The following is a 16283-nucleotide window of genomic DNA, read 5'->3' as shown; positions in this document are numbered from 1 at the left end:
TTGAAAAAGTTCCCTATAAAATTAATAATTGGGTTGTTCTTTACTTAACAGTATAATCTTTAGGTCTGTCTATTAAAAAAACACCACCGATGAACGCTTAAACGTCATCAGTGGTGCTCGCGTGTCCGATTGGGGAGAGCTGAATATATCTGTAAATAGCTTTCTATTGCATTTCGTGCAATAGAACTTGATTTTCCAACTCCATAGAAAGATTCTGTTGCACTTCATGCAATAGATACTATTAAAATTCAGAGAATTAGGCGTTTTCCTTCATTTTGAGTGTACAAAGTACAGTAGAATGAAGATCCAGCTATCTTGGATTGCGTTCTATTGCACAAAATGCAATGCCTCCACCAACTTATATCGCACTTCAACCCCCTCCGCCCGCACCCGCATCTGAATCTCCCCCTGCTGATCCGTCCGGAATATAGATGCATGGTGATCTTCCAATCGCTCCAATACCTCAGCTTTCGGGTGACCATACAGATTATTAACACCCGCAGAAATCACCGCTGCTACAGGCTGCCAGAAGTCAAGCCAAGCTTCGCCAGAAGATGTCTTGCTCCCATGGTGAGCCACCTTCAGCACATCAATGACAGGTCCAGCGCTGATCCCCTTTTGCTTAGCCTGCTCTACAATCTCCTCCTCGGCATCCAGATCCATATCTCCGGTGAATAGAAAGTTCCTACCATTCATCTCTAAGCGAAAAGCTACCGAATCGTGGTTCTGGTCTTCCAGTAGAGGAATGCCATTCTGATAAGGAGTACCCGACGCTTCTCCATCCCTTCCCTCCGGCCATAAAAAGGACAGCTCCGTCTGATCATCCGGGGAAAGGGTCATTCCTTGATGCACAGCATACAACTGAACATCCCTCTCTAGTGCAGTCCTCATCATTCCCAAATAAAACTCGCGATCAACAAACGTTCCATTAAAAAGCAACGCCGAAACTGGAATTTCTTCCAACACGGCTTGGAGTCCTCCGGCATGATCCTGATCTCCATGTGTCAAAATAATCGCATCTAAACGGTGGATACCACGTTTTTTCAGCAGAGGCACCAGCACTTTAGCGCCAACCTCGAACGGACTTCGGCGAACGCGCCACTCTTCTTTTTGACCAAAGTTTAAGGTTCCACCACCGTCCACTAGAATATGTGCTCCGCTCGGTGTAGTGATGAGAATGCTGTCGCCTTGTCCGATATCCAGATAACTAATTGTACCTCTACCTGCTTGACCATCCGACTGATAACCCCTATACAGCAACATCCCCAGTCCAACTGCCAATAGTAGAACAATCGCTCCGCTCCAGCGTCCAACCTTAGAAGCACCAACAGCAATCTGTGCATTCCCCTCTCTCCCAAACCCACCGTGACTGTTCATAGATAAACCAGCCTCCGCTAAAGGTCTCGTCTCATCCTCCATATATTGCGGTGCAGAACGTGCTTCCTTTCCTAGCTTGGCAACATACAGCAGACCATACAACAAAACATAGTACACCCCGATCCACAGCAGTGAAGGCGAGCCCCAAATCAGTACTCCACCAGTAAATTCATTGATCCACTCCACAGCGTAAAAAGTAAAGTTATTCAGCAGCTCCGTGACATGTGCCAGTACTTTTGCAGCATCTTCCCATAGTCGTCCAAGCAGTAGCGCAAGCGTCCCTAGCGGCAATACTACAAAGGTAATAAAAGGTACAAAGACCAAATTGGCGACAAAGGACAGTAGCGAAAACTGATTAAAATAATAAATCGTGAGCGGGAAAGAAACTATTTGGGCCACTAACGTCACCGAGACCGCACCTTTAAGCCAGCGTGGCAGTATGCTCAAAAGAGGATTCATAAGCGGAACGTATACCATCAAACCCAGGGTCACCAGAAAAGACAGCTGGAAGCTGACACTGAGCAGCATATAAGGATTCCAGATCAACATAACCAGTGCCGATGCCGCCAAAATATTCAGTCCATCCTTCAACATTCCAACTCTTGCAGCGAGCAAGGCAATCATACTCATCAGCCCCGCACGCACAATGGACGGACCCGCACCAGACAAGAGGACGTATACCGGAACGAGTATGAAAGTGAGCGTTAGTGCGGTCTCTTTTGTCAGTCGTAAGCGTCTGAACAGAAATAAAAGAACGCCTACATACACCGCTACATGCATACCTGAAATAGCGAGAATATGCGTCAAACCGAGCTGGGAGAACTGCTTAAAGGTATCCGGATCGAGATCATCCTGCATCCCAATGATTAAGCCCTTCATATACCCAGAGTGGCGTCCTTGAAAAAGATGGTTCAGCTCCGCCCCAAGGGCCGTTCGCGCGCTGTCATTTAAGCGAAAAATCGTTAACGGACTCCATGAATCTGGCACGGTTACCCTTATATTTTCCGCTCCCTGCCCCTTCAATAGCCAATGAATCTTCTTCGTATGTAAATAAGCACGATAATCGAAGCCTCCAAAATTACGCGCTACTGCCGGCTCTTCCAGCACGCCATTAAGCAGCACCTCATCCCCTCTTCGCCACTTCGCAGCGACAGCAATTTCTTGCTCAGCCAGAAGTTTGATCTGAACTGCGATTAACTCCCCTTGCATCTTGCTGTCCTGTCCATCCAAAGGATCAGATGAATTATCATCTCCTTCTGCAAGCAGGTTCATATGTAAGAGCTTCATTGTAAAATCAACCCGATCCCCATCCCGTTCCACGACGGAAATGATCGTGCCTCTAGCTTCCACGGGGCTCTCATTCAGCTCTGCAATCGTGCTACCCAGCGCTTCAGGCATTCCGCTAATATTGCGAGCTTCGTTCCACTCCCAATATCCAGCCGCTAAAGAAATGGATAAACACAACATGGCTATGTATTTCCAACTTACTGTTCCCCACACCCTCAGACTCACCAATAAAAGTATTAATCCAGCCCATGCTAACAGCAGTCCGTTCCCTGAGCTTAAGCAAGCCGCTGCGCTTCCAGCCACCCAACATACTGTAAAGCTTAACAAGGGTCTTTCCTTCACGTGCCCATCCCCCTTTCACAATACTGGATACAAAAAAAGAACCTCTACATACGCCATAAAAGCGCACGAGAGGTTCTTCCTCAAGTCATCTTATTAAATTAGTGTTGTACAGATCAGCTACTCCGACACTTTAATCATCGTTTCACTTGGCGGCTCATAATTCTCCAATTGGCGGAACACGATGCCTTTTGCAGCCATCATCGCTTCAACCTTTTCCATATCCTTACGGTAAGGTCGGTAATACACGATTTCCACGATACCACTGTTCGCCAGCATATTGGCGCAGGTCCAGCAAGGCTCATCTGTCACATAGACGGTACTGCCTTCCCGATCGATTCGGTCTGTAAATAGCAAAAGATTCTGTTCCGCATGAATCGTGCGAATACAGCGCTGTTTCTTCACCATTGTCTCTACGCCATCCACGATTTCCATTTCATATTGCTCCGAGAGCATACAGCCTGCCTCTGAACAATCAGGTACGCCCATTGGCGCCCCGTTGTACGCTGTTCCTAGCAACTTCTTGCCTTGTACCAGCACAGCACCCACATGTCGGCGATTACAGCGTGAACGAGTTGAGACCATGCAGGCAATGTCCATGAAATAAGTATCCCAGTCTTTACGATAAGCAGCAGTCATAATCAATCTCCATATCCTTCTAAATAGTTGTTAACTATTGTAGCACATCCCCGCAAGTATTCACTAGGACAACGGTTGTAGCACATTCAACAGTACCTTCAATACCCTTTTATCTTCAAAATATTACTAAAGGCTTTAGCTTTTCCAGCATTTTGGGCCCGATCCCCTTCACCTTCCCCAAATCTGACAGACTACGAAAAGCCCCTTCACGATTGCGGTAATCGATTATAGTCTGAGCCTTCTTCTCTCCGATGCCCGGGAGATCCATCAGCTCCTTAGCACCCGCAGTGTTCACATTTATTTTACCTTCCTGCGAAGCGACTGACGTGGTAACCTCAAGCGCCTCCAAAGCATTCTCTCCAGTAACTGTTGTCCCCTTTTCATCTACTGGAGTCGGGACAGTATGATCTACTTGTGCAGTATCCTTCACCTTCTGAGCAGCATCAGACTTATCACTAACTTCAGCCTTTCCAGCACTATCATTTTTCCCAGAAGCATCAGTCTTCCCAGTGGCTTCGGCTCCCACTGTAACTTTCCCAGCACTTTGCTTATCTACCTTCGTCTGCTGGCCTCCCACTTTGCCCTCTGTAGCCGAAGCTTCATCTGGCTCAGCGACTCCAATCGCTTGTTCCATGCTTCCATTCAAGGTTTCCCATCCGGCAATGCCGGAATCCCCCTTGCTCCCTGCAGACCATAGCAACCCACCACCCAGTAGAGCTACAACCACTCCGAGCACTATATTCCCTTTATTCAAAATGCGCTCCCCCTCACGAAAATTCGTCCTATACTTTTTTGTGAATCTTCATACATTCCTTTAATTGGAATTCCCTTTAATAATTCATACAAAACCTGTCATTTGTCCAAGGCTATCCTGCATACATATAACGAAGAGAATTCATGTCAGTTAGTAAAAAGCAATGCTAGAAAGGAGGAACCACAGGTGAAAGTAGGATTTATCGGAACAGGCAGCATGGGCAGCCTGCTGATCGACGCCTTTCTTTCTTCCGGAGCGCTAGAACCGTGTGATGTGCTTGCCAGCAACCGCAGCCTGAATAAGCTGCTGGAGCTTGAGAAGCGTCACCCCGGCATTTCCATTTGCGGAAGCAATAGGGAGACAGCGTTAGGAAGTGATATCGTTTTTTTATGCGTAAAGCCACTTGAATTTAAAACATTAACAGATGAGATCGGCTCATGTCTCCGGAGTGAGCAAATTGTCGTATCCATTACAAGTCCAGTTCAATTGCATCATCTGGAATCCGCTTTGCCGTCCAAAATTGCCAAGATCATCCCAAGCATTACGCACTGCGTCAAGAGTGGGACTTCACTGTGCATATTTGGCAGCAGGCTTAATAAAGAAGACAGGCTTGTACTGCTACAGCTATTGTCTTTCATAGGCGTTCCCTTAGAAATCCAAGAAGCACATACCCGAATCGCTTCTGATTTCTCCAGCTGTGGACCTGCGTTCTTAAGCTATTTCATTGAGCGCTGGATAGAAGCAGCCGTTGAGGCCACTGGAATTGAAGAGACATTAATCAGCCGACTCGCTGGGGAAATGCTGCTTGGAACAGGCAAATTACTGACAGAAGGGGAGTTTACCCCGCAAGAGCTTCAAGAACGGGTCGCTGTTCGCGGTGGCATTACCGCAGAAGCGTTAAACCACTTACGTACCAGTCTAGAAGGTGTATTTGAACGCCTCATCACGACAACGCATGATAAATATGATGAGGATGTTATTAAGCTTGATGAGCTATTCGGACACGACACTATTAATCAGGGTCCTAAAGAACGTTAGAACAACAAAGCCCGCAGCACGGATTTCTCCGATGCTGCGGGCAGAATTGCGTTCTTCGCTTAACCCACTACAATATTTACAAGTTTGCCAGGAACCGCAATAATCTTGCGTACGGTTTTACCTTCTACAGCTGCACTCACATTAGGAAGTGACAGCGCATGAGCTTGCATTTCTTCCTGACCCATATCCAGCGGAATCAGGGCGCGTTGTACGATTTTACCATTAACTTGAATAACGATTTCAACCTCAGCATCGACTGTCCATGCTTCATCATAAGTTGGCCAAGCCACGTAGCTGATGCTTCCTTCATGACCAAGCAGTTGCCACAGCTCTTCAGCAATATGCGGCGCCAGTGGTGACAACATTTGCACAAAGTGTTCGGCAGCTTCATGGGACAAGGTTTCTTGCTTGTAGGCATCGTTAATGAAAATCATCAACTGGCTAATCGCCGTATTGAAACGCAGATGTTCGAAATCCTCAGTGACTTTCTTAATCGTTTTGTGCCAAGTACGTTTGAACTCTTCCGTACCGCCATCTGCTGTGATTTTGGCATTGAGCTTACCTTCATCATTCACGAACAGGCGCCATACACGGGACAAGAAACGGTGAACCCCTTCAACACCCTTTTCATTCCAAGGTTTGGTTGCTTCCAGAGGGCCCATAAACATTTCATAGACACGCAGTGTATCCGCACCGAAAGCTTCAACAATTTCATCTGGGTTGATGACATTTCCGCGTGATTTACTCATTTTTTCATTATTATTTCCAAGAATCATGCCTTGGTTAACCAGCTTATGGAAAGGCTCTTTCGTTTCCACTACGCCGATATCATAAAGCACCTTGTGCCAGAAACGTGCATAGAGCAGGTGAAGTACGGCATGCTCCGCTCCGCCAATGTACAGATCCACTGGAAGCCATGCTTTTTGCTTCTCAGGGGAGCACAGCTCTTGATCGTTTTTCGGATCAATATAACGCAGGTAGTACCAGCAGCTGCCCGCCCATTGCGGCATGGTGTTGGTCTCACGGCGAGCCTTCATACCAGTCTCAGGATCGATCGTTTCCACCCACTCTGTTACATTGGCAAGTGGAGACTCCCCAGTACCCGATGGTTTAATCGCATCTACATCAGGCAGTACCAGCGGCAGCTGATCAACCGGAACAGTCTTCATTGTACCGTCTTCCAGATGCAGAATTGGAATCGGCTCTCCCCAGTAGCGTTGACGGCTGAACAGCCAATCACGCAGACGATAGGTTACTTTACCTTTACCTACGCCCTTCTCTTCCAGCCAAGCAATCATCTTCGCAATCGCTTCTTCATTCTTAAGCCCATTCAAGAAATCAGAATTGACATGCGGTCCTTCTCCGGAATACGCCTCTTCTTCAACGTTGCCACCTTGTACGACTTCCACGATATTCAGGCCGAATTGTTTAGCAAATTCCCAGTCGCGCGTATCGTGACCTGGAACCGCCATGATCGCACCTGTTCCATATCCGGCAAGTACATAATCTGCAATCCAGATCGGTGCCTTGGCGCCATTCACAGGATTGATTGCATACGCACCCGTGAATACTCCGCTCTTCTCTTTAGCCAAATCTGTACGTTCCAGATCGCTCTTATGAGAAGCTTTCACACGATATTCTGCAATCGCTGCACGTTGTGCTTCTGTTGTAATGGCATCAACCAGTTCATGCTCTGGTGCTAATACGCAGTAGCTAGCTCCGAACAATGTATCTGGACGTGTTGTAAACACGGTCAGGCTAGCATCGTGACCTTCAATTTCAAAGTTCACTTCTGCACCTGTGGATTTGCCGATCCAGTTACGCTGCATATCCTTGATGCTTTCAGACCAATCCAGCTCTTCCAGATCTTCAAGCAGACGCTCAGCATATTCAGTAATTCTCAGAATCCACTGACGCATCGGTTTGCGGACAACCGGATGTCCTCCGCGCTCACTTTTACCATCAATAACTTCTTCGTTGGCAAGTACTGTACCCAGTGCCTCGCACCAGTTAACAGGTACTTCTGCTACATAAGCCAAGCCTTTGTTGTACAACTGGATGAAAATCCACTGCGTCCATTTGTAATAATCTGGATCTGTAGTGCTGATCTCGCGATCCCAGTCGTAGGAGAAACCCAGCGATTTGATCTGACGACGGAAATTATCGATGTTCTTATCTGTAAAATCACGTGGATGCTGACCTGTATCCATTGCATACTGCTCTGCAGGAAGTCCAAAAGCATCCCAGCCCATTGGGTGCAGCACGTTAAAACCACGCATCCGTTTGTAACGGGATACGATATCCGTTGCTGTGTAGCCTTCTGGATGACCTACGTGCAGTCCTGCACCTGAAGGGTACGGGAACATATCCAGTGCATAGAAATTCGGTTTGGTTGGATCTTCACCTGTCTTAAAACTTTTGTTCTCATCCCAGAACTTTTGCCACTTGGGTTCAATAGCCTGCGCCCGGTAACCGCCGGCAGGTATACTGTTTGTTTGATTGTCGCTCATTGTCTGCTCCTCCTTGGAGTGTTACTACTTAGATTTCTTAACCAAGCATAAACTGCCATCGGCATCCTTATAAGGACGATAAGCGTTTATGCGAGAAATATAAGACATGAAGTATTTCGTGAAACCTATACCCTCTTATATTTACAAAAAAACCTCCCATCCCTAGCGTATTATCGCTAGGGACGAGAGGTTATAATTCCCGTGGTACCACCCTAGTTAGCGGCTGAATATACTTTATTCTGCCACTCACTTTGCACCCTTTAGCGGGGGTGAGGCGACGGCGGTTCACCTAGGACATCCATTATGTCTAGTGGATATCCTGAAACTTGCGCCGTTACTCCGAGGTGAGTTCACTCCGTTCCGTTAACCGGCTCGCACCTTAGTGCCGGCTCTCTGCAATAACGGTATAGAATTAATACTCCTCATCATCGATCAACTATATATACCGACTGTTCATCAGTAATATTCCCCAACATTATATACAAAACTGTTGACTATAGTCAATGTTTTACCCTATTTACACGGGCTTTCGTTTGATTAAATACGTCATAAAGTGTTGAATAACGACTTTTGCAGCCGCGAAGAACGGTACAGCAAGGATAAGTCCGATCATTCCCGCCAATTCACCGCCAACCAGAAGCGCAAAAATAATGAGCAGTGGATGCAAATGCAGTTTCTTTCCCACCACCTGTGGTGAAATAATGTTACTTTCCACGATTTGGCACACTGTGTTAACCACTGCAACCAACAGCACTAAACGAAAAGAAACAGTCGAAGCCATTACAATGGCTGGTGCAGCCCCCAAAAAGGGACCCATATACGGAACAATATTGAACACTGCCACTACACTGGCAAACAGTAAAGCATACGGCATTCCGATGATGGCATAACCGATATAAGCGAGCACACCTATAATAATGCAGACCAGAAACTGTCCACGAATGTAGTTGCCGAGTGCATCATCGATATCTTTTAACAAAGTTACAATAGACTTGCGCCGTGCGCGGGGCAGACAAGACACCACCGTCCGCTCAAACACATCAAAATCCTTCAGAATATAGAACACTAGAAACGGTACGATGAAAGCATTGAACAGCACATTAATCGTTGTCCCTATATTATCGAGAAAATTAGAAATCCCTTCGGCGAGACGACTTTCCAATTGGAAAAACCAGTTGTTCATCCCCATCTCGACCCCGGGCGGGATTAGTCTAGAATTCATATGTCGCATCAGCCCTTGGGCTTGCAGCGTCATCTCTGGCAAATGTTCATTCAACTCTTCAAGCTGCTCGATAAACATCGGGATAAGGTTAATTGCGATCACTGCAATCGCCGTTAGGAATACTGCATATATTAGTAGAACAGCTACACTACGCGGCATCTTCCGTCCAGCCAGCATACTAACGACGGGATTCAATACGTAGGAAATAATCATAGCTGCCAGAAATGGAGCGAGGATTGCCTTCAAAAATACAAATATCCCCTGCAGCATCGGACGAAGCAACCAAACAAAATACAAAATGATCAGGGAGAGCAGCACTCCGATCATCCAGCGGAACCACTTACTTTGGGACCATTGCTCCATGAATGTACCCTCCTGCGACTGTAGCCTGGACTAGCTTCGTAAATAAGTATATGTATGGCCGCAGCAAAATAACCATCAAGCACACAAAATAACCCCACAAAGTGAGGCTTTTGCTTCGATGCTGAATCAGGTACTTTGCGGGGAGCCCCCAAAAAAAGCGCCAATAACCCTGCAGCTGATTTCAACTGAAAGGAGATTGACGCTTTAAGTACATAGATCATTCTTGCTTACAAAGCAAGATTCATAGTTAAGACGACGCATGAATTTGCGGGAAATCCTGAGTCATATCATCCCCGGAGAAGAGATCGTCCAGCGAGCTGAGTGTGCCATCTTCTTCAACTTGATACACCGACATTTTCTCTCCGTTTACCGTCAATTCAATGAAACAGCCCCAGCAATAGAACTGGTGGGAACCAATCTTTCCGATATCTTTGGAGTTACAATTTGGACACTTCATATAATACATTCCACCTATCCGTTAACAATATTAATGGCTTTTTGTAGCCGTTCTTCGCTCATTGCAGGAACCATTAAAGCATTCTCACCAATGGACATCTCATCAGAACAAGGCAGCCATTTGCGGCCTTCGATCAAATCAGTCACAAGCCCGTCACTGATTTCCAGCGCTCCTATTGTGTTTCCCAACTTTTGGTCAAAATAAACATCCGATATTCGTCCAAGTATAGTTCCAGTTGTAGTCAGTACTTTCAAATCCTTAAGTTTGTTCTTTCCTAATAGAAAAGTACAAGGTATATGATCGGCATCTGTCTTATCAATCGACTCTTTACTACGAATCATGACAGCATCCTCGCCGTAGGCCACAATATCTTTCCATGCCACAAATTTCACATGGCCACCAAAAAAAGATTTGCTTTCCAGTTCAATACCCGTAATATTCCAGTTTGAATCGAGTAGAATATCGACAATCTTGCCGATTTCATTCCCCTCTTCAACTTCAAATACAGCCAAGCCGATCAGATCTTGTAGTCTCATGGCTGCCTCGGTCCCCTCACTTTGAGTGTACTTACGAGTTCTCAGAAAGCCAAAAGCCCGAATCGCCCCGATACAGATCGAAACCTAGAGTAACTAGTCTCATTTACGTAGGCGATTCAAAATGGTTTCAACTTTTCGAGCAACGTACTCGATTTCTTCAGTAGTATTACCCAAACCGATACTAAATCGAATCGCAGACTCTAAAATATTTTGGGGAAGTCCCATTGCTTTCAGAACATGAGATATTTCCAGGGATCCTGAGGTGCAAGCCGAACCACTTGCTGCCGCAATCCCCTCCATATCCAGGTTCATCAGCATAACATCTGTCCCAGCCCCTGGGAAGCTCAAATTCAGAATACTAGGCAAAAACTCCTCGGTATTACCGTTAAGCGAGTAACGCTCCCGTCCAATCAGAGTATCCAGCTCCTCGAGCAGTCTACTGCGTAGGAGCTTCATATTCTGTTGACGTTCTGACAGCCCCTTAACCGCTATTTCAACGGCTTTGGCAAACCCAGCTGCTCCGGCTAGATTCTCTGTTCCGGCACGTCTGCCGCGCTCCTGAAGGCCGCCATGAAGTCTTGGATGCAGTGGCGCTCCGCTTCGAACGTATAAACCACCGATCCCTTGAGGCCCATTGATCTTATGAGCAGTAAAGCTCATGTAATCTACTGGAAGCTCTCGGAGTGTAATAGGGAGTGCACCTAGAGCTTGTACAGCATCTACATGGAACAGAATTCCCCGTTCTCTAGCAAGCTGACCAATCTCCTGGATAGGCTGAACGGTGCCGACTTCATTATTGGCATACATTACGCTGATCAACACCGTGTCTTCCTGCAATGCAGCCTCTACGTCTGTAACAGATACCCTGCCCGTCGAATCCACAGGGAGATAGGTAACTTTGAAGCCTTCCTTCTCTAGCTCTTCGCAGGTATGTAACACTGCATGATGCTCGATCTGGGTGGTGATAATATGTTTTCCTTTATGGGAAACTGCAGCTGCTGCTCCATAGAGCGCTAAATTGTCGCTCTCGGTGCCGCCTCCAGTGAACACCCACTCGTCAGGTGAACAGCCCAAAAAGGCGGCGATATTATCGCGCGCCCCGTTCAATATTCTTTTAGCTGAACGCCCGAACTGATGTACACTCGATGCATTTCCGTATTGTTCTGTCATTATATTCAGCATGACCTTAGCCACCTCGGGATGAACCGGTGTTGATGCGGCGTGGTCCAAATAGATGGATTTCATATTCATTTCTCCGCTTCTAGAGTATAGGAAACTAGTTCTTCTAAAAATATAAGAAGGTATAAGTTTCACATTATACATTATCCTTATATTTCTCGCTTAAACGCTAACCGTCCTAAAAAGGACGCCGAAGGCGTTTATACTTGGAACTATTAAATTATACCGCGCGAGAAGTGAGTTTTCCACAAGCGAAAGAACACAATATTGTAATCATTTCCCTATGAAGCTAGGATTATAGTAGCCAGTTCTCTTCAGAGGTTACCTCAATGCCATTTTTTCTAAGTAAAGCTGTAGTAACGCCATTTCCGGCTATTTTCTTCCCTTTGAATTCCCCATTATAAATCATACTGCTGCCGCAAGAAGGACTGTTTTCTTTAAGCACTACCATCGTAGCTGATACCTCTTGGGCTTTTGCAAGCGTAATATAAGCACCCTCTAAATACATATCTGTAACATCTGTACCTGATCGATCCACTACTTTAGCCGTCCCTGCCAGCACATCCTCGCCATTCCCACCAATGATTTCGGCTGGTTCTCTAGGCGTTGAGAATCCCCCCAGCAACTCTGGACACACAGCAATAGCTTGATTCTCATTCAAAAGCTTCTGAATTTTCTCATCCAAACAATCCGTACCATTATATCTCACCTTCATGCCAGCTAGACAAGAGCTTATCAAAATCACCAATGAGCACCTCTTTCTTCATTCATTCCGCTTCGTTTATAATAAGAAATATTCCGAGCATAACATGATGAAATTAAGCTGTAAACGGAGTGAACTTCTAATCTACTGACTGGGGAGTGTAAATAATGTGCGGACGCTATACAATAACCGTCACTATGGAAGAGTTGATGGTCAGATATTTTGCGAATGATTCAACCATTATCCACTATGCCCCTAAATATAACGCCGCGCCCATGCAGCAAATTCCGGCAGTCATTAATACAGGTTCCAGCAATAAGCTCGGGGAACTGCGTTGGGGCCTGGTTCCTTCATGGGCAAAGGATAACAAAATCGGCAATAAAATGATCAATGCCCGGGCAGAATCGCTGCTGGAGAAACCTTCTTTCAAGCGCTTAGTAAGCTCACGCCGCTGCATCATCCCATCTGACGGATTCTACGAATGGAAGGTGCAGGGCAGCAGCAAACAACCCATGCGGATCGTGATGCGCGATGGAGGTATTTTCTCTATGGCCGGATTATATGATATTTGGATGGACCCTGAGGGTAATAAACTAAGTACCTGCACGATTATAACGACTACTCCGAACGAGCTTATGGCTGAAATCCATAATCGCATGCCGGTTATTTTGAAGCCTGAGGATGAGACAGAGTGGCTGGATCGGGGCAATCAGGACACTACCTCTCTAATAAAGCTCCTGAAACCGTATGATCAACAACTAATGCGAGCCTATCCAGTTTCCATGGCTGTCGGAAATGTTAGGAATGATGCAAAGGAATTAATTGAAGAGGCGCAGAAATAGAAGGATAATTTATAACGTAAGCATATAAATTCTTATATTTTAAAAAACATCTTAACCCTGCGGCATAACCGCAGAGTTAAGACCATCGACGCTCGATCTTAGACCGGCGTCTCATCAATTGATGAGACATCTGGAGAAATCTATCCGCATACAGCCCGGAGGAAAGATTGTTTCGGATATGCCATTCGCCATTCATCCTAATTCTGTCCCGCAGTGCTGGATCATGCATTAAAGATAAAGCAGCATTCACAGCTTCATCCAGCTGCCCTCTTGTGTATATTTTTCCAGTATGATTATTAATGACAAGTCTCCGAATGCCATCCGAATCCGTAGTAAGAACAGGACAACGACACAACATCGCCTCGGCTACTGCGTACCCAAACCCCTCGAGAATAGAGGTTGAACATAGCAGTCCACCCGAGTCACCAATAATGCTCATATAATCTGCCATTTGCCCGTGAGGAACATTGGAATGCGAAATCAAACGTGAGGAAATCCCTGTCTCGGCTACAAATTGTTCGAAGCTCTCTTTTTGCTCCGGCTCAAACAAAGTATCGTCCTGAAAAATCCATAAATAAAGCTCGGGATGGATCGCCAGCAGCCGTTGTCCGATTTGTAGAAATTCTCTCCAGTTCTTATTCGTTTGAATTCGTCCCACCCAGCCGAGGATGGGAAAGCTTTTTGCGGGATAATTGGTATATCCAAACTGATCGCAATCGATCGGATTGTCAAAGCAATATTGACTAACAGATGGAAATCCACCTTTAAAAAGCGTCTGCAAATGAGTGGTTTCTGGATAGAGCAGTGCATCGGTTAGCTTGTGAATCCGCTCATTATAATTACTAATAACTTGCTCCGCTTCATCTAAGGTCCCCAATCCCTGTACCTCAAAAACAAGCGGCCCCTTGTAACCAAACCCTCTGAACCTCTCCGCTAAGTAAATATCCGTACACACTACAATCAAGTCAAAAGCTTCCCGAGTGAGCAGTCCCCTGATCTCGTCATCATTATTGGTAATATAGGTTTGAATATTAGGGATATTTTGCTGCCCTTTTCCAGGGTGTGTGTACAACAAATGACACTCTACACCGCGATCATATAATGCTTGGCAGCGCACTCGGTTCAGGGTCTGCATGCCACCGCTCGGGTTGAAAAAGGTGAACAAAATCTTCATTACGATCACTCATTCACATATTATTTTAGGAAAAATAGATCTTCAACAAATCATACAAGTCTGTGCTTCGAAACAGCTCATTATAGTAGTGATTTTTAGTCGATGGGACATGTCTATGCCGGAATCCAATCAAGCTATGATCATCCGTATAATAATTGGAGATCGTGTCTCCACCGGTAGTAATCAAAGCCTCCAGCATGTATTCAATATCGAGTGTTCCGATGAAAATCTTGGGACCTAAAACTATCGTGTAGGGAGTGGACAAGTGCTCTAGCGCTCCACAAATCGCATGCGACTCCACAACCCCTGGCATGTAAACAAACTCTGTTGCAGGATGAGGGATTGAACCTATTAGAACAGATGGTTGACCCGTAAGTGATAAATCCAGCACCCGACACTCATAATTGCTATACGTCTGTTCATACAAATTCTCTATCCTCGCTATTTCCTCCGCACCAGCATTTACTACAGGAAATAAAACGGTAATCATAGGACGAATCCCTCTACGGAATCGCGCCTGATGGCGGGTCAAGTGGTACGTATATCTCCATCTCCGATGATTTTCAGTGGAATGTAACTGTGCAGATACACTAAAGGTAGAGTCCACACGATAATTCACCAGCTCCACGGGGATAAAGCGAATATCACAATGTTCAGCAAGTCTCAGCCAGTAATCATAATCCTCCACCGGCTCCATTCCGTACCCCCCAACAAGCTTCGCAACCTGCGATTTGTACATGAAAGAAACACCAATAAGCGAGTAATCCAGCAATCTCTCTTTGGGCTGTGACTGGTAATTTCGCTGAGTAGCTAGCTGATGCTCGTTATGAAGTAGGTTTCCCTCGTTATCTATACTTTGAAAAGAACTGTACACGATTCCTAGCTCCTGCGGCCCCTTCACTAGTGCCCCTCGAAGGATTTCGAGAAAACGGGGTTCATAAACATTATCGCTGGAGACCCAGCTCAAATACTGAATACTGGGTTCGCTAAATAAAAGATCAAAGCCCGTATTCAGCGCATGTGCAATACCCCTGTTCTGTACATAAGAGATAATAGTTACCCTTGGATCCTCAGCAATTATTGATCTCACAAGCGGTTCCATATCTGGTGCACCATCAATTACAATGATCAGTCGAAATTCGGTGAAGGTTTGGCGCAGAACAGACTCCAGAGCTTGCCGGAGGAATTCCGGCTTTTGGGTATACAAAGGCATAACTACTCCTACATCCGCCATGATTTTTACCTCTCTCTACATTGGAGTATAAAATTAGTATATTTAAATTCCACCTTTGTGCCTGTGTGAATGCCCTAAGAGGATTTATTGCGCCTAAAAAAGAAGCAACCACCCAATTCTCATCGGTGGTTGCTTCTTGATTTCACCAAAATACTGTTATACAGGTAAAGAAAGTGCGGTAATCTCCGTTAATTCAGATTGAAGCACTCTCTGTTCTGTAACAAGATTTCCGAACTCGTCCAATCCGTACATGGAGCACACCACATTAGCCAATGGATAAGGACTACTTACCTGAACCTCGTAAGCGACATTCCCTGCAATGAAGAACTCTCTGACATCAGAACTCATTGCTGGAACATAATAACCTGTGACATACAGTGGTGTTAGTGCAAGCGTTGAATATGGAACGCCGAAAACTTCGACGATCATCATTGCACTCGCGTTACTTGTGTTGCGAACGCTGACCACTACATTACTTGCTGCAGTACCAGTAGCTCTCGTATTAGTAATAAGACCTGTTGTAAAAGCCATTTCCATCACTCCTCTCCTCATTTTCTATCAATTTATTCAGGAATAATTTGTAAGTTGCGAGGCAAGAGGAAGGGGAGATTCATGGAATAATAGCATAC

General features: G+C 45.7%; 14 protein-coding genes. 2 read left to right on the top strand and 12 right to left on the bottom strand.

Annotated features, from left to right (window positions below):
- Nucleotides 1-327: 327 nt before the first annotated feature.
- The 3 genes from MKX60_RS10620 to MKX60_RS10610 all read right to left on the bottom strand — a co-directional run bounded on the left by MKX60_RS10620 (nt 328) and on the right by MKX60_RS10610 (nt 4396).
- Nucleotides 328-3006: a ComEC/Rec2 family competence protein gene (locus tag MKX60_RS10620; protein WP_341059744.1), complete on the bottom strand. Its 2679-nt coding sequence runs from the start codon at nt 3004-3006 to the stop codon at nt 328-330.
- A gap of 117 nt (nt 3007-3123) precedes the next feature.
- A complete protein-coding gene (locus tag MKX60_RS10615) occupies nt 3124-3642 on the bottom strand; it encodes a deoxycytidylate deaminase (protein ID WP_283908701.1) in 519 nt (172 codons plus the stop codon).
- A 115-nt stretch (nt 3643-3757) separates the two neighbouring features.
- Nucleotides 3758-4396, bottom strand: a complete 639-nt coding sequence (locus MKX60_RS10610; protein WP_341059740.1) for a ComEA family DNA-binding protein — start codon at nt 4394-4396, stop codon at nt 3758-3760.
- 186 nt (nt 4397-4582) lie between these two features.
- Between MKX60_RS10610 and comER the strand changes: the two genes are divergently transcribed.
- Nucleotides 4583-5434: a late competence protein ComER gene (gene comER / locus MKX60_RS10605; RefSeq protein WP_341059738.1), complete on the top strand. Its 852-nt coding sequence runs from the start codon at nt 4583-4585 to the stop codon at nt 5432-5434.
- Between the two features lie 59 nt (nt 5435-5493).
- Here comER and leuS read toward each other — a convergent pair whose 3' ends face one another.
- The 6 genes from leuS to MKX60_RS10575 all read right to left on the bottom strand — a co-directional run bounded on the left by leuS (nt 5494) and on the right by MKX60_RS10575 (nt 12446).
- The gene (gene leuS / locus MKX60_RS10600; RefSeq protein ID WP_341059737.1) at nt 5494-7944 is read right to left on the bottom strand and encodes a leucine--tRNA ligase; all 2451 of its coding nucleotides are present in this window, start codon (nt 7942-7944) and stop codon (nt 5494-5496) included.
- Nucleotides 7945-8461: 517 nt separating this feature from the next.
- Nucleotides 8462-9529: an AI-2E family transporter gene (locus MKX60_RS10595; protein WP_042191048.1), complete on the bottom strand. Its 1068-nt coding sequence runs from the start codon at nt 9527-9529 to the stop codon at nt 8462-8464.
- A gap of 247 nt (nt 9530-9776) precedes the next feature.
- Nucleotides 9777-9986, bottom strand: coding sequence for a hypothetical protein (locus MKX60_RS10590; protein ID WP_036677557.1), 210 nt, complete (start codon nt 9984-9986; stop codon nt 9777-9779).
- A 14-nt stretch (nt 9987-10000) separates the two neighbouring features.
- Nucleotides 10001-10522, bottom strand: coding sequence for a PRC-barrel domain-containing protein (locus MKX60_RS10585; RefSeq protein ID WP_042191050.1), 522 nt, complete (start codon nt 10520-10522; stop codon nt 10001-10003).
- Nucleotides 10523-10621: 99 nt separating this feature from the next.
- Nucleotides 10622-11767, bottom strand: coding sequence for a cysteine desulfurase family protein (locus MKX60_RS10580; RefSeq protein WP_042191052.1), 1146 nt, complete (start codon nt 11765-11767; stop codon nt 10622-10624).
- Nucleotides 11768-11996: 229 nt separating this feature from the next.
- The gene (locus MKX60_RS10575) at nt 11997-12446 is read right to left on the bottom strand and encodes a DUF523 domain-containing protein (RefSeq protein WP_341060293.1); all 450 of its coding nucleotides are present in this window, start codon (nt 12444-12446) and stop codon (nt 11997-11999) included.
- 125 nt (nt 12447-12571) lie between these two features.
- On the opposite strand from MKX60_RS10575, the gene MKX60_RS10570 reads away from it, so the two are divergent.
- Nucleotides 12572-13246, top strand: a complete 675-nt coding sequence (locus MKX60_RS10570) for an SOS response-associated peptidase (RefSeq protein WP_341059736.1) — start codon at nt 12572-12574, stop codon at nt 13244-13246.
- A 76-nt stretch (nt 13247-13322) separates the two neighbouring features.
- Here MKX60_RS10570 and MKX60_RS10565 read toward each other — a convergent pair whose 3' ends face one another.
- The 3 genes from MKX60_RS10565 to MKX60_RS10555 all read right to left on the bottom strand — a co-directional run bounded on the left by MKX60_RS10565 (nt 13323) and on the right by MKX60_RS10555 (nt 16185).
- Nucleotides 13323-14420, bottom strand: coding sequence for a glycosyltransferase family 4 protein (locus tag MKX60_RS10565; protein WP_341059735.1), 1098 nt, complete (start codon nt 14418-14420; stop codon nt 13323-13325).
- A gap of 25 nt (nt 14421-14445) precedes the next feature.
- Nucleotides 14446-15654 (bottom strand): glycosyltransferase family 2 protein, encoded by a 1209-nt coding sequence (locus MKX60_RS10560; protein WP_341059733.1) that lies wholly within the window; start codon nt 15652-15654, stop codon nt 14446-14448.
- 156 nt (nt 15655-15810) lie between these two features.
- A complete protein-coding gene (locus MKX60_RS10555; RefSeq protein ID WP_042191060.1) occupies nt 15811-16185 on the bottom strand; it encodes a hypothetical protein in 375 nt (124 codons plus the stop codon).
- Nucleotides 16186-16283: the final 98 nt, after the last annotated feature.

Source organism: Paenibacillus sp. FSL R5-0914, assembly GCF_038004525.1.
Taxonomy (GTDB): domain Bacteria; phylum Bacillota; class Bacilli; order Paenibacillales; family Paenibacillaceae; genus Paenibacillus_AQ.
The sequence above is the reverse complement of the archived record's forward strand: the minus strand, read 5'-3'. Positions and strand labels throughout refer to the sequence as shown.

Bases quoted from the DNA above. Each gene is read 5' to 3' on its own strand.
- MKX60_RS10615 (WP_283908701.1), bottom strand. From the start codon at position 3,642: ATGACTGCTGCTTATCGTAAAGACTGGGATACTTATTTCATGGACATT.
- leuS (WP_341059737.1), bottom strand. From the start codon at position 7,944: ATGAGCGACAATCAAACAAACAGTATACCTGCCGGCGGTTACCGGGCG.
- MKX60_RS10595 (WP_042191048.1), bottom strand. From the start codon at position 9,529: ATGGAGCAATGGTCCCAAAGTAAGTGGTTCCGCTGGATGATCGGAGTG.
- MKX60_RS10590 (WP_036677557.1), bottom strand. From the start codon at position 9,986: ATGAAGTGTCCAAATTGTAACTCCAAAGATATCGGAAAGATTGGTTCC.
- MKX60_RS10585 (WP_042191050.1), bottom strand. From the start codon at position 10,522: ATGAGACTACAAGATCTGATCGGCTTGGCTGTATTTGAAGTTGAAGAG.
- MKX60_RS10580 (WP_042191052.1), bottom strand. From the start codon at position 11,767: ATGAAATCCATCTATTTGGACCACGCCGCATCAACACCGGTTCATCCC.
- MKX60_RS10570 (WP_341059736.1), top strand. From the start codon at position 12,572: ATGTGCGGACGCTATACAATAACCGTCACTATGGAAGAGTTGATGGTC.
- MKX60_RS10565 (WP_341059735.1), bottom strand. From the start codon at position 14,420: ATGAAGATTTTGTTCACCTTTTTCAACCCGAGCGGTGGCATGCAGACC.
- MKX60_RS10560 (WP_341059733.1), bottom strand. From the start codon at position 15,654: ATGGCGGATGTAGGAGTAGTTATGCCTTTGTATACCCAAAAGCCGGAA.
- MKX60_RS10555 (WP_042191060.1), bottom strand. From the start codon at position 16,185: ATGGCTTTTACAACAGGTCTTATTACTAATACGAGAGCTACTGGTACT.